We start from the raw sequence: 13,367 nt of genomic DNA on the forward strand, positions 1-13,367 counted from the left end.
TTCATCCAATCATAGGATGAATTTTCTGACATGTTAGTCAGACCCGTGTAGGACGGCAACCACCTAGGGTCAATCGGAGACACATGGAGCGATATTTTCGATTGGTGAAAATTACCCTTTAAGGGTAATTTCAGGGACAGGGTTTTGGTTTCTTATGGAAAAGAACACACCCCATTATGAGCTGGCGGTGATCAAGGCTGAGGTCAGGCGGCTTGGAAGAAGGGCCTTTACCAGAAGCTCTGCAGAATCCGGTGATCTTCTCGGCTTTAGCATAAGAGAGATGCAAGAAATCGTTTACGAGCTGCAGAACAGGATGTTGTACAAGTCGATGACCAGCTATGACGATCATCGAGTCTGGCAGGACGTGTATCACACCCATTCACAAGATCTGGAGATTTACATCAAGGTGACATAGCGCCCTGCCGGCGGCGCACCGGTAATCTCCTTCAAGGAGAAAAACCCATGAAAACCCGGCAATGTTTCAGCTGTGGTGCCCGTGAGGGAATGAGGCATTTCGAGGGGCGAGGCGAGACCCTGAGTGTCAAAGGCATGGAGCGCCGTGTAACCGATCTTTCTGGCTGGGAATGCCAGCAGTGCGGCGAAGTCGAGTGGGATGACGATACCGATAGCGCGGAACGTTATACGAAAGCAGGCGATGAGCTGGTTATCGCCGCCAGACAAATGATCGGTGCCGAGATGAAACGTATTCGACGCAAATTGCACCTGACGCAAAAAGAGACGGTGCAACTGCTCTCCGGCGGCGGGCATAACGCGTTCTCTCGTTACGAGCGGGGTGAATTACTTCCACCCAGAGCATTGGTGCTGCTCATGCGCCTGCTGGACCGACATCCCTACATGCTTGTCGATATTCAAACCTTGGCAGAAGGCGCAGACCTGCGAGGTTTCAAGCACACAGTCCACAAAGAACACGAAACCCTCACCGTATCCTGACCCACAAAAAACAAACCCGGCACAAGGCCGGGTTTGATTTACACACAAACCATCAATGCAAAATCTGACTCAAGAACAACTTCGTCCGCTCGTTCTGCGGATTATCGAAGAAATCATTCGGCGCCGCCTGTTCAACGATTTCACCTTTGTCCATGAAGATCACGCGGTTGGCCACAGTACGGGCAAAGCCCATCTCGTGAGTCACGCAAAGCATGGTCATGCCGTCTTCAGCCAGGCCGATCATGGTGTCCAGAACCTCTTTCACCATCTCCGGATCGAGCGCTGAAGTCGGTTCATCGAACAGCATGATTTTCGGTTTCATGCACAGCGCGCGGGCGATCGCCACACGCTGTTGCTGACCACCGGACAGTTGCCCCGGAAACTTGTGCGCCTGCTCAGGAATGCGAACGCGCTCCAGGTAGTGCATGGCGATTTCTTCGGCCTTGCGCTTGGGCATCTTGCGTACCCACATCGGCGCTAGGGTGCAGTTCTGCAAAATGGTCAGGTGCGGGAACAGGTTGAAGTGCTGGAACACCATGCCGACTTCACGGCGGATCGCTTCGATCTGCTTGAGGTCGTTGGTCAGCTCCACGCCATCGACGACGATGCGGCCCTGCTGGTGTTCTTCCAGACGATTGAGGCAACGAATCGTCGTCGACTTACCGGAACCCGACGGCCCGCACAGGACGATACGCTCGCCTTGTTTGACGTTGAGGTTGATGTCTTTGAGCACGTGGAACTGGCCGTACCACTTGTTGACGCCCTGCATCTGAATAATGCCTTCAGGACCTACAGGCTTTTTGATTGCTTCACTCATTTACAGAACTCCTAACGCTTGTGGCCAGTGTCGAGCTTGCGTTCCAGATGCATGGAATAGCGCGACATACCAAAACAGAAAATCCAGAACACCAAGGCGGCGAACACGTAGCCTTCGGTGGCCATGCCCAGCCATTTGGGATCGGCAGCGGCTTGTTTGACGCTGTTGAGCAGGTCAAACAGGCCGATGATGATCACCAGACTGGTGTCCTTGAACAGCGCAATGAAGGTGTTGACGATGCCGGGGATCACCATCTTCAGGGCTTGCGGCAGAATCACCAGGCCCATCGAACGCCAATAACCGAGGCCCATCGCGGCAGCGGCTTCGTACTGTCCTTTGGGGATCGCTTGCAGACCGCCACGCACCACTTCGGCGACGTAGGCCGACTGGAACAGGATCACGCCGATCAGCGCCCGCAGCAGCTTGTCGAAATTCATGCCTTCAGGCAGGAACAACGGCAGCATCACCGAAGACATGAACAACACCGTAATCAACGGCACGCCGCGCCAGAACTCAATGAAGGTCACGCAGACAACACGAATCGCCGGCATGTTCGAACGTCGACCCAGCGCCAGCACAATCCCCAGCGGCAACGCACCGGCGATACCGACAGTGGCGATCACCAGGGTCAGCATCAGACCGCCCCACTGGCTGGTTGCCACGGTGGTCAGACCGAAACCGCCGTGCAGCAAGGTGAAGGCAATGATCGGATACAGCACCAGAAAGCTCAGCCCGTAGATCGCTTTACGCGGCACACGCGAGATGAACAATGGTGCCGCGCCGATCACCGCCAGCCACACGGTCAGGTCGACACGCCAGCGCAGTTCCGTCGGGTAGTAGCCGTACATGAACTGGCCGAAACGCTGCTGAATGAACACCCAGCAGGCGCCCTCCTTGGTGCAGTCGGCGCGGGTGGTGCCGACCCAGTTGGCATCGACAATCGCCCAGCTGAGGATCGGAGGCACCACGAGATAAATCAGGTAGAACGCAAACAGCGTCAGCAAGGTGTTGAGCCAGCTGGAGAACATGTTCGCGCGCATCCACGCCACCACGCCGATGCTGCTGTTCGGTGGGGGCATGTCGGGTTTGAAAGTATGAGTACTCATGCGCTTTTCCTTACCGCTCGATCAGCGCAATGCGCTTGTTGTACCAGTTCATCAGCAGAGAGATGCTGATACTGATCGCCAGGTACACGCTCATCGTGATGGCAATCACTTCGATGGCTTGACCGGTCTGGTTGAGCACGGTGCCGGCGAACAGCGACACCATTTCCGGGTAACCGATACCGGCCGCCAGCGAGGAGTTCTTCGCCAGATTGAGGTATTGGCTGGTCAGGGGCGGAATGATCACGCGCAGGGCTTGCGGAATGATCACCTTGCGCAGCGTCGGGCCGTTGCGCAGGCCGAGCGAGCGCGCCGCTTCTGTCTGGCCATGGCTGACCGATTTGATGCCCGAACGCACGATCTCGGCGATAAACGCCGCGGTGTACACGGTCAGGGCCAGGGTCAAGGCGAGCAGTTCCGGGATCAGCACCCAGCCGCCAACAAAGTTAAAGCCTTTGAGTTCAGGCATTTCCCAGTGCAGCGGAGCGCCGAAGATCAGTGCGCACAAGGTCGGGATCACCAGCAGAATCGCCAGGCCCACCCAGAACTTGTGGAACGGCACGCCGGTTTCTTCAAAGCGCTTGTTGGCCCAGCGGCACATCAGCACGATGCCGACGATGGCCACCACGATGCTGATCACGAACGCCCAGAAACCATCAGCGGCCAACGCGGCCGGCATGTTCAGGCCTCGGCTGCTGACGAAGAAGGTGTCACCGAAGTTATGACTGTTGCGCGGTCCCGGCATGGTCAGGAATACCGCGAAGTACCAGAACAGGATTTGCAGCAGCGGCGGAATGTTGCGGAACACTTCCACATATACAGTCGCCAGTTTGCTGATGATCCAGTTCTGCGACAGCCGCGCCACGCCGATGATGAAACCGAGGATCGTCGCCAGAATCACGCCGATCACGGTCACCAACAGGGTGTTGAGCAGACCGATGACAAAGACGCGGGCATAGCTGTCCGCTTCCGTGTAGTCGATCAGGTGTTGAGCGATGCCGAACCCGGCACTGCGCTCCAGAAAGCCGAAACCGGAAGTAATGCCCCGGTGCTGAAGGTTGGTTTGCGTGTTGTCGAACAAGTACCAGCCCAGCGAGACCACCGCCACAACGGTGATGATCTGGAATAGCCACGCACGCACTCGTGGATCGCTGAGGCTGAGCCTCTGCTTTGGTGCGCCGATTGAATTTTGCATGAAGTGCCCCGGAAGAAATGGAACAAGAACATCACCCGGCGGTTGGCCCGCCGGGTGATAGAACCATTAGCGCACTGGTGGTGCGTACTGAATGCCGCCGTTGTTCCACAGGGCGTTCAAGCCGCGGTCAATTTCCAGCGGAGTGCTCTTGCCGAGGTTTTTCTCGAAGATTTCGCCGTAGTTGCCGACTTGTTTGACGATCTGCACAACCCAGTCTTTCGGCAGTTTCAGGTCTTTGCCGTACTCGCCGTCAGCGCCAAGCATACGGGCAACGTCCGGGTTCTTGGTCGACTTGGCTTCGGCTTCGACGTTCTTCGAAGTGATACCGGCTTCTTCAGCATTGAGCAGCGCGTAGCCAACCCAGCGCACGATGGCCAGCCACTCATCATCACCGTTACGTACGACCGGGCCCAGCGGTTCTTTGGAAATGGTTTCCGGCAGAACCACGTAGTCCTTCGGCGAGGCCAGCTTGGAGCGCTGGGCGAACAGTTGGGACTTGTCGGAGGTCAGCACGTCGCAACGACCGGATTCCAGCGACTTGGCGCTTTCATCGGAGGTGTCGAAGGTGATCGGGGTGTATTTCAGACCGTTGCCACGGAAGTAGTCGGAAACGTTCAGCTCGGTGGTGGTACCGGCCTGGATGCAGATGGTTGCACCGTCCAGCTCTTTGGCACTTTTCACGCCCAGCTTGTTGTTAACCAGGAAACCGATGCCGTCGTAGTAGGTAATGAAGCCTGGGAATTTCAGGCCCATGCCCGCGTCACGGGAACTGGTCATGGTGGTGTTGCGCGACAGGATGTCGATCTCGCCCGATTGCAGCGCGGTGAAGCGCTCTTTGGCGTTCAACTGACTGAATTTGACCTTGGTCGCGTCGCCGAATACGGCAGCGGCCACAGCGCGGCAGACGTCAGCGTCGATCCCGAGGATCTTGCCGGTTGCGTCCGGTACCGAGAAGCCCGGCAGACCGTCGCTCACGCCACACTGCACGAAACCTTTCTTCTGCACGGCATCCAGGGTTGCACCCGCCTGAGCGAACCCGCTGACGCCGAGAACTGTTGCTGCAGTCACGATCGCCAGAGTGGATTTCAACATCTTCATTCAAACCTCCAGTTTTGCTCTTGTTGTGTCGGAGCTTGAGTCCAGTCGCACCCTTTTGAGGCGTTGTTGACCCGTGTTGGCTTTTTTTGGGGTCAACCGACGTAAGACCTTCGCTATGAGTCTAGTAGGAGAAAAATCCACATCATGGACAACTCACTTCTCACCAATCGGCCGAACGGGCTGTAGCCCTTTCACATTCGCTAAGCCCGTAGCGGCCATTGGCGAACATCCATCACCGGATTCTTTGCAATCCCGTCGCGGGTCGTACACTGATAGTGTTACCGCCCACGCAAGATCGGTTGCACGGTTCAAGCCATAGCAAAGCCCGTACCACACCGCTCACCGAATCGATTCGGCGACAGGTCAATAGCAAAACTTGTAACCTTGCGACATCTTCTTAACGGATCAACCGGACGCGCACTCGAACCACGCACTTAATGAGAGCGCCCGCACATTTTTGGAGCAGACATGACCGAGCCCTTGATTCTTCAGCCTGTTAAGCCCGCAGACGCCTGCGTGATCTGGCTGCACGGCCTCGGCGCCGACCGTTACGACTTCCTGCCGGTGGCCGAGGCATTGCAGGAAAGCCTGCTGAGCACTCGCTTCGTGTTGCCACAGGCGCCAACTCGTCCAGTGACGATAAATGGCGGATATGCCATGCCAAGCTGGTACGACATCAAAGCCATGAGCCCGGCGCGCGCGATCGATCGTGATGAGCTGGAAGCGTCGGCGGATCGCATCATTGAATTGATCGAAAACGAGCGCGCCAGCGGAATAGACGCCTCGCGAATTTTTCTCGCCGGGTTTTCCCAGGGTGGCGCGGTGGTGTTGCACACTGCATTTATGAAATGGCAGGGGCCATTGGGCGGCGTGCTGGCGTTGTCGACATATGCGCCGACCTTCAGTGATGATATGGAGCTGTCAGCCAGTCAGCAGCGGATTCGCGCGATATGCCTGCACGGCCAGTTCGATGGCGTGGTGCAAAACTCGATGGGGCGCAGTGCTTATGAGCATTTGGTGAAGCATGGTGTCACCGTGACATGGCAGGAATACCCAATGGAGCACGAAGTGTTACCCGAGGAAATTCGCGACATCGGTGCCTGGTTGACCGAACGTTTGCGCTAAGCGTCGAGATTAAAGCCGCCCTTTGATCCCTCCCACTTCGCCGCGCCCGTTTCTTGCATTACACTGGCCGGCGTACATTCCTTAACCAATTGATGAGATGACCGTGCTCAAAGCACTCAAGAAGATGTTCGGTAAAAGCGAGGCTGAGCAGCTCGCGCCAGTTCCCAGTGCGCCGTCGCACGCCCCCGGTCATCGCAACGATGCGCCACAGGCCGACCGCCCCGCTCACGTAGCGGCACCGAAGGCAGAACCACAACCTGCACCGGCCGCGCCAATCGCTGCCGAACCTGCCCGCAGCGAAGCGCCGAAACCGGCCAGACCGCGCCGCGAACCGAAGCCCAAGGCACCGGTTATTCCGTGGAAACTCGAGGATTTCGTCGTCGAGCCACAGGAAGGCAAAACCCGCTTCCACGATTTCAAGCTGTCTCCAGAACTGATGCACGCCATCCAGGATCTGGGTTTTCCGTACTGCACGCCGATTCAGGCGCAGGTCCTGGGTTACACCCTCGCCGGCAAAGACGCCATTGGCCGTGCGCAGACCGGCACCGGTAAAACCGCCGCGTTCCTGATCTCGATCATCACCCAGCTGCTGCAGACCCCGCCGCCGAAAGAACGCTACATGGGCGAACCCCGTGCGCTGATCATCGCGCCGACCCGTGAGCTGGTGGTACAAATCGCCAAGGACGCCGCTGACCTGACCAAGTACACCGGCCTCAACGTCATGACGTTTGTTGGCGGCATGGACTTCGACAAGCAGCTCAAGCACCTCGAAGCGCGTCACTGCGACATCCTCGTCGCCACACCGGGCCGTCTGCTCGACTTTAACCAGCGTGGCGACGTGCACCTGGACATGGTCGAAGTGATGGTGCTGGACGAAGCCGATCGCATGCTCGACATGGGTTTCATCCCGCAGGTACGTCAGATCATTCGCCAGACGCCGCCGAAATCCGAGCGCCAGACCTTGCTGTTTTCCGCGACCTTCACCGAAGACGTGATGAACCTCGCCAAGCAGTGGACCACCGACCCTGCGATCGTCGAAATCGAAATCACCAACGTTGCCAACGAAAACGTCGAGCAGCACATCTATGCGGTGGCCGGTGCCGACAAGTACAAACTGCTCTACAACCTGGTCAACGATAACGGCTGGGAACGAGTGATCGTGTTTGCCAACCGCAAGGACGAAGTGCGCCGCATCGAAGAACGCCTGGTGCGCGATGGCATCAACGCCGCGCAACTGTCCGGCGATGTGCCACAGCACAAGCGCATCAAGACCCTGGAAGGTTTCCGCGAAGGCAAGATTCGCGTGCTGGTCGCCACCGATGTGGCCGGTCGCGGCATCCACATCGACGGCATCAGCCACGTGATCAACTTCACCCTGCCGGAAGTCCCGGACGACTACGTGCACCGCATCGGCCGGACCGGTCGTGCTGGCGCCGACGGTGTGTCGATCAGCTTCGCCGGTGAGGACGACTCCTACCAGTTGCCGTCCATCGAAGAGAAGCTCGGTCGCAAGATCAGCTGTGAAACGCCGCCGACGCATCTGTTGCGCGCGGTTGAGCGCAAGCGTCCGCAGTAAACGACGTTTAAAGGAAAAGCGCAGCCGGCAACGGACTGCGCTTTTTTTTCGCCCGGTGTTTCATCAGGTGCTTGCGAGAGAAAACTAAAAGTCCATAATGGACTAATAAGTTTATCTTTCATCCTCGGAGCCTGATATGTCCAATACGCCCTACGTGATCGACCAGCATCAGGCCCGTGAGCTGCTGGCGCGCATTGATGTGCCGCAAATCCTGCGCAAGCTGTTCCGTGATCTTGCGGCGGGTAACGCCGTGCAACCGGCGCAGCAACTGGTGGAATTTCCGCAAGGTGCCGGCGACTTCATCAATTATCTGGGCGTGCTGGCCGAAGACGGCGTGTACGGCGTGAAGACCTCGCCGTATATCGTTCGCGAGCAAGGTGCGCTGGTGACGGCATGGACCTTGTTGATGTCGATGAAAACCGGTCAACCGCTGCTGCTCTGCGATGCCGCTGAACTGACCACCGCGCGCACCGCCGCGACCACGGCTGTGGCGGTCGACACCCTCGCTCCGACAAACGCCACGCGACTGGCAATCATCGGGAGCGGCAAGGTTGCGCAGGCGCATCTGCACTATGTGAAAGGTCTGCGCGACTGGCAGAGCATCAGCCTGTATTCGCCAAGCCTGTCCGCCGACGCTCAAACCAAGGCACTGTTGAAAGCCATCACTCCCAACCTGAGGATCGTTGACAGCCGTGAAGCCGCCCTCGTCGAGGCCGACGTGATCATGCTGTGCACCTCGTCCGCCGGCCCGGTGATCGATCCGGCCGCGCTGAGCAAACCAGCCCTGATCACCTCGATCAGCACCAACGCCCAGCGTGCCCATGAAGTGCCGCCGCAGAGCCTCAACGACATGCAGGTGTTCTGCGACTATCGTCTGACCACGCCGGGTTCGGCAGGTGAGATGCTGATTGCCAGTGAACAGCATGGCTGGAGCAAGGATTCGATTGTCGGCGACCTCGCCGACTTGCTCAGCGAGAAAGTGCAGCGCCCCGATTACGATCGTCACGTGTTCTTCCGTTCAATCGGCCTGGGACTGGAAGACATCGCCCTCGCCAATGCGATTTATCACTTGACTCACTAACACCACAAATCCCCTGTAGGAGTGAGCCTGCTCGCGATAGCGGTCTGACATTCACCGAAGATGTCGACTGATATACCGCTTTCGCGAGCAGGCTCGCTCCCACAAGGGACTAGCGAACGCCTCGATATTGCGTATCCACTGGAGACCTACATGAGCCAGGCAGATTTCATCATCATCGGCGGCGGGATTGCCGGCGCATCCACCGGTTTCTGGCTGTCGCCGCACGGCAAAGTGATCGTGCTCGAACGTGAATCCCACCCGGCCTATCACTCCACCGGGCGCTCCGCCGCGCTGTTTACCGCCGCGTACGGCACGCCACAAGTTCGCGCGCTGACCCAGGCCAGCCGGGCGTTTTTTGACCACCCGCCAGCCGGTTTCTGCGAACACCCACTGCTCACCCCACGCGGTGAAATGACCGTGGATTTCACCGGTGATGCCGCCGAACTTAACAACCAATATCTCAGCGCCAAAGCCACCGTGCCGGAGATGCAACTGCTCAGCGCCGACGAAGCCTGCGCGCGACTGCCGATCCTGCGTCGGGAAAAAGTCCACGGCGCGATCTATGACCCGAGCGCCAGCGACATCGACACTGACGCCTTGCATCAGGGCTACCTGCGCGGGATCCGCCGCAACAACGGCGAAGTGCACACCGATTGCGAAGTGCTAGGCCTCAGTCGCGATACCGAGGGCCTCTGGAGTGTTCAGACCAACGGCCAGACGTTCAGCGCGCCAGTGATCATCAACGCCGCCGGCGCCTGGGCCGACAAGATCGGCACACTGGCCGGCGCCCAACCGCTGGGCCTGCAACCGAAGCGCCGCGCCGCGTTCATTTTCGCCGGGCCGGAAGGCGTCGACATTCATCACTGGCCGATGCTGGTCAGCCTCGACGAATCCTTCTATATGAAGCCCGACGCCGGCATGTTTCTCGGCTCGCCCGCCAACGCCGACCCGGTCGAGCCTCACGATGTGCAGCCGGAAGAACTGGACATTGCCATGGGCATCTACCAGATCGAAGAAGCCACCACGCTGACCATCCGCCGTCCGACGCGTACGTGGGCCGGCCTGCGCAGCTTCGTCGCCGACGGTGATTTGCTCAGTGGCTTCGATCAGCAGGTGCCGGGGCTGTTCTGGGTGGCGGCGCAGGGTGGTTACGGCATTCAGACTTCCCCGGCGATGGGCCAAGCCAGCGCGGCGTTGGTACGCGGCGAGCCGTTGCCCGAGCACTTGCAGCAGTTCGGGCTGGACAGCGCCATGCTCGCCCCCGCTCGCCTCGCCTGATTGTCCACGGATGACGCGCCCAACGGATTGCGGCACACTCGCAACGCCTCCTGATCACGGGGGCGTTGACGCTGCCTGGAGCTCCACTGTCATGACTGCCCCTGAATTCGACCCGGCGCTGGATAACTTCCGCGCTGTTGCCGACGCCATCGCCACGCTGTTCTTTCCCCACGCCGAAGTGGTGCTGCACGACCTGCGCACGCAAAAGGTCGACTACATCGCCAACAACCTGTCCAAGCGCGAGATCGGCGACGACTCGTCACTGGAGGACATGCTCAGCGAGGATGTCAGCGACCGCAATATCGGCCCGTACGAAAAGCTCAATTGGGATGGCCAGAAGATTCGCAGCCTGAGCACCGTGCTGCGCGACAGCGAAGGCCGGCCACTGGCGGTGTTGTGCATCAACCTGAATATTTCGCTGTTCGAGAATGCCAAGGCCGCGCTGGACCTGTTCCTCTCGCCGAGCAAACTGATCCCGCAACCGGACTCACTGTTTCGCGATGACTGGCAGGAGCGCATCAACACTTTCCTCCACGCCTGGCTGCGCGAACGGCAGCTGAGCCTGAACCTGCTGACCCGCGATCACAAACGCGAACTGGTGCTGGCGCTGCACGCCGAGGGCGCGTTCAAGGGCAAGAGCGCCTCGAACTATGTGGCCAATGTGCTGAACATGGGGCGGGCGACGGTGTACAAGCATTTGAAGGAATTGAAGGGCTAGAGATTTGCGGTGATTGATCCGGCCCCATCGCTGGCAAGCCAGCTCCCACAAGGATTTACGGTGTACACAAAACCTGTGGGAGCTGGCTTGCAAGCGATGACGGACTATCAGTCGCCGTAGATGTCGGACTTGAAATACTTCTCGGAAATCTTCTGGTACTCGCCACTCGCGCGAATGCCATCAATGGCGCCATTCAACTGGCTGACCAATTCTGCATTACCCTTGCGCACTGCAATCCCTGCGCCCTCGCCCACGTACTTCGGATCCTTCAACTCAGGCCCGACAAACGCATAACCCTTGCCACGCGGCATCGACAAAAAGTCATTCAGCGGAATGGTGTCGGCAAAAATCGCATCAAGCCGCCCCGCTGCCAGGTCCATGTAGATTTCTTCGTTGTTGCTGTAGCGCTTGACGTTAATGCTCTTCGGCTCGAACACCTCGGTGGCATAACGATCGGTGGTGGTCGCGCGCTGCACGCCGACATTCTTGCCCTTGAGGCTCGCGTATTGATCGTCGACCGTGGCGCCTTCCTTCATCACCAGTCGTGACGAAGTGAAGTAGTACTTGTGGGTGAAATCCACCGACTTCTTGCGGTCTTCGTTGATGGTCATCGAGGACAGCGCCATGTCGATCTTTTTCACTTTCAGCGAAGGAATCAGACCGTCGAACTCACCTTCGACCCACACACACTTGACCTTCATCTGCGCACACAGTGCATTGCCGATGTCGTAGTCGAAACCGACGATTTCGCCTTTGTCGGTTTTCGACGCAAATGGCGGGTAAGCGGCTTCGATACCGATGCGCAGGGTTTGCTCGGCGGCGAACACGCTGGCGGAGGCCAACAGGCTGAGGGCCAGACCGGTGATGAGGGGGAGTTTCTTCATGTTCGTTCTCTCGCGGGTTGTTGTTGGTTTGGCAAGATGAAGAAGAGCAACTGGAAGCGGGGAGCTTCGAGCGGCAAGACTGAAGCTTTTTTGTACTTGTAAATCCATATTGGACTTATATGTACAATGCGTCAATCGGGCAAAGATGGAGGATTTGGTGATGCAGATGACGTCATCGCGAGCAGGCTCACTCCTACAGGGGAACGCATTCCAATTGTAGGAGTGAGCCTGCTCGCGATAGCTGATTTGAAGGCGCTACAGTAGTTATTTCTTCCAGCGATCCGCCGCTGCATGATCACTGTCCCGCCCCTCAACCCAACGCGGCCCGTCGCTGGTGTTTTCTTTCTTCCAGAACGGCGCGCGGGTTTTCAGGTAGTCCATGACGAAGGCGCAGGCATCGAATGCGGCCTGGCGATGGGCGCTGGCGGCGCCGACAAACACGATGGGTTCGCCCGGCTCCAATGCGCCGATGCGGTGCAGCACTTCCAGTTTCAGCAACGGCCAGCGCTGTTCGGCTTCGATGGCGATTTTACCGAGGGCTTTTTCGGTCATGCCCGGATAGTGTTCGAGGAACATCCCCGCTACATCGAGGCCGTCGTTAAAGTCGCGCACGTAGCCGACAAAACTCACCACCGCGCCGACGCCGACATTGGCCGCATGCATCGCGTTGACTTCAGCGCCCGGATCGAACGGCATGGCCTGCACGCGAATTGCCATGGATCAGCCTCCGGTCACGGTGGGGAAAAACGCCACTTCGTCGCCATCGACCACCGGCTCGTCGAGCTGGCAGAGGTCTTCGTTGCGTGCGCACATCAGGTTCTGCTCGCTCAGTACCTCGGCGCCATCCCGTTGCGTCTGCATTTGAAGAACATGTGCACGCACATCATCGACAGTGGCGAAATCACCTTCAATCTTTACCGAATCCACGCCCAGCGCTTCGCGGTAACGGGCAAAAAACTTCACGGTCAGGTTCATGGCTGCTCCGCCTGAAAGTGCCCGCTCTTGCCACCGACCTTCTCCAGCAGACGCACGCTTTCAATGGTCATGCCGCGATCGACGGCTTTACACATGTCGTAAATGGTCAGGGCGGCAACACTGGCAGCGGTCAACGCTTCCATCTCAACGCCGGTCTGCCCGGACAGCTTGCAGCGGGCAACGATGCGCACGGTGTCGTCGCCATCAGCACTGAGTTCGACTTTGACGCCGGTGAGCATCAGCGGATGGCACAGGGGAATCAGATCGCTGGTTTTCTTCGCCGCTTGAATGCCGGCAATGCGCGCCACGGCGAACACGTCGCCCTTGGGATGGCCACCGCTGACGATCATCTGCAGCGTTTCGGGGAGCATGCGCACCAGCGCTTGGGCCGTCGCTTCACGGAACGTCACGGCTTTTTCGGTGACGTCGACCATGTTGGCGCGACCTTGGGAATCGAGATGAGTCAGCACGGGATTACTCCTGATCAGGAGCGACGATTGTAAACCCGCGGGTCAAATTTCTGCGAGTCGGATTATCACGCAGCTCCTACATCTGGATTTGTGCAG

The 13,367-nt window shown here is 58.4% G+C and carries 15 protein-coding genes; 7 read left to right on the forward strand and 8 right to left on the reverse strand.

Features of this window, described 5'->3' with window-relative positions; genetic code table 11:
• Positions 1–154: 154 nt before the first annotated feature.
• Both CKW26_RS28060 and CKW26_RS28065 read left to right on the forward strand, forming a co-directional pair.
• Positions 155–415 carry a type II toxin-antitoxin system MqsR family toxin gene (locus CKW26_RS28060; protein ID WP_095050964.1) on the forward strand — a complete coding sequence of 87 codons (261 nt, stop codon included), beginning with the start codon at positions 155–157 and terminating at the stop codon, positions 413–415.
• A 47-nt stretch (positions 416–462) separates the two neighbouring features.
• The gene (locus CKW26_RS28065; protein ID WP_095050965.1) at positions 463–951 is read left to right on the forward strand and encodes a type II toxin-antitoxin system MqsA family antitoxin; all 489 of its coding nucleotides are present in this window, start codon (positions 463–465) and stop codon (positions 949–951) included.
• Between the two features lie 52 nt (positions 952–1,003).
• Here the strand turns inward: CKW26_RS28065 and CKW26_RS28070 are convergent, their stop codons facing one another.
• The 4 genes from CKW26_RS28070 to CKW26_RS28085 form a co-directional block, all read right to left on the reverse strand.
• Complete coding sequence (locus CKW26_RS28070; protein ID WP_008080191.1) at positions 1,004–1,768, reverse strand: amino acid ABC transporter ATP-binding protein; 765 nt, start codon at positions 1,766–1,768, stop codon at positions 1,004–1,006.
• A gap of 11 nt (positions 1,769–1,779) precedes the next feature.
• Complete coding sequence (locus CKW26_RS28075; RefSeq protein WP_095050966.1) at positions 1,780–2,874, reverse strand: amino acid ABC transporter permease; 1,095 nt, start codon at positions 2,872–2,874, stop codon at positions 1,780–1,782.
• Positions 2,875–2,884: 10 nt separating this feature from the next.
• Complete coding sequence (locus CKW26_RS28080; protein ID WP_095050967.1) at positions 2,885–4,066, reverse strand: amino acid ABC transporter permease; 1,182 nt, start codon at positions 4,064–4,066, stop codon at positions 2,885–2,887.
• 66 nt (positions 4,067–4,132) lie between these two features.
• Complete coding sequence (locus tag CKW26_RS28085) at positions 4,133–5,164, reverse strand: amino acid ABC transporter substrate-binding protein (RefSeq protein ID WP_095050968.1); 1,032 nt, start codon at positions 5,162–5,164, stop codon at positions 4,133–4,135.
• Positions 5,165–5,632: 468 nt separating this feature from the next.
• Here CKW26_RS28085 and CKW26_RS28090 point away from each other — a divergent pair, with 468 nt between their 5' ends.
• The 5 genes from CKW26_RS28090 to CKW26_RS28110 all read left to right on the forward strand — a co-directional run bounded on the left by CKW26_RS28090 (position 5,633) and on the right by CKW26_RS28110 (position 10,942).
• Complete coding sequence (locus tag CKW26_RS28090; protein WP_095050969.1) at positions 5,633–6,289, forward strand: alpha/beta hydrolase; 657 nt, start codon at positions 5,633–5,635, stop codon at positions 6,287–6,289.
• A gap of 97 nt (positions 6,290–6,386) precedes the next feature.
• A complete protein-coding gene (rhlB, locus tag CKW26_RS28095; protein WP_095050970.1) occupies positions 6,387–7,865 on the forward strand; it encodes an ATP-dependent RNA helicase RhlB in 1,479 nt (492 codons plus the stop codon).
• A 136-nt stretch (positions 7,866–8,001) separates the two neighbouring features.
• Positions 8,002–8,946 carry an ornithine cyclodeaminase family protein gene (locus CKW26_RS28100; RefSeq protein WP_095050971.1) on the forward strand — a complete coding sequence of 315 codons (945 nt, stop codon included), beginning with the start codon at positions 8,002–8,004 and terminating at the stop codon, positions 8,944–8,946.
• Positions 8,947–9,096: 150 nt separating this feature from the next.
• Complete coding sequence (locus CKW26_RS28105; RefSeq protein ID WP_095050972.1) at positions 9,097–10,224, forward strand: FAD-binding oxidoreductase; 1,128 nt, start codon at positions 9,097–9,099, stop codon at positions 10,222–10,224.
• 91 nt (positions 10,225–10,315) lie between these two features.
• The gene (locus tag CKW26_RS28110) at positions 10,316–10,942 is read left to right on the forward strand and encodes a transcriptional regulator (RefSeq protein ID WP_064586076.1); all 627 of its coding nucleotides are present in this window, start codon (positions 10,316–10,318) and stop codon (positions 10,940–10,942) included.
• A gap of 107 nt (positions 10,943–11,049) precedes the next feature.
• Here the strand turns inward: CKW26_RS28110 and CKW26_RS28115 are convergent, their stop codons facing one another.
• The 4 genes from CKW26_RS28115 to moaC all read right to left on the reverse strand — a co-directional run bounded on the left by CKW26_RS28115 (position 11,050) and on the right by moaC (position 13,271).
• Positions 11,050–11,826 (reverse strand): ABC transporter substrate-binding protein, encoded by a 777-nt coding sequence (locus CKW26_RS28115; RefSeq protein ID WP_095050973.1) that lies wholly within the window; start codon positions 11,824–11,826, stop codon positions 11,050–11,052.
• A 264-nt stretch (positions 11,827–12,090) separates the two neighbouring features.
• Positions 12,091–12,543, reverse strand: a complete 453-nt coding sequence (gene moaE / locus CKW26_RS28120; RefSeq protein ID WP_095050974.1) for a molybdopterin synthase catalytic subunit MoaE — start codon at positions 12,541–12,543, stop codon at positions 12,091–12,093.
• Positions 12,544–12,546: 3 nt separating this feature from the next.
• Positions 12,547–12,801: a MoaD/ThiS family protein gene (locus CKW26_RS28125; RefSeq protein ID WP_095050975.1), complete on the reverse strand. Its 255-nt coding sequence runs from the start codon at positions 12,799–12,801 to the stop codon at positions 12,547–12,549.
• A complete protein-coding gene (gene moaC, locus CKW26_RS28130) occupies positions 12,798–13,271 on the reverse strand; it encodes a cyclic pyranopterin monophosphate synthase MoaC (protein ID WP_093437022.1) in 474 nt (157 codons plus the stop codon). The genes CKW26_RS28125 and moaC overlap by 4 nt, the downstream gene beginning before the upstream one ends.
• Positions 13,272–13,367 lie beyond the last annotated feature (96 nt).

The organism is Pseudomonas sp. Irchel s3h9 (genome assembly GCF_900187475.1).
GTDB lineage: Bacteria > Pseudomonadota > Gammaproteobacteria > Pseudomonadales > Pseudomonadaceae > Aquipseudomonas > Aquipseudomonas neuropathica.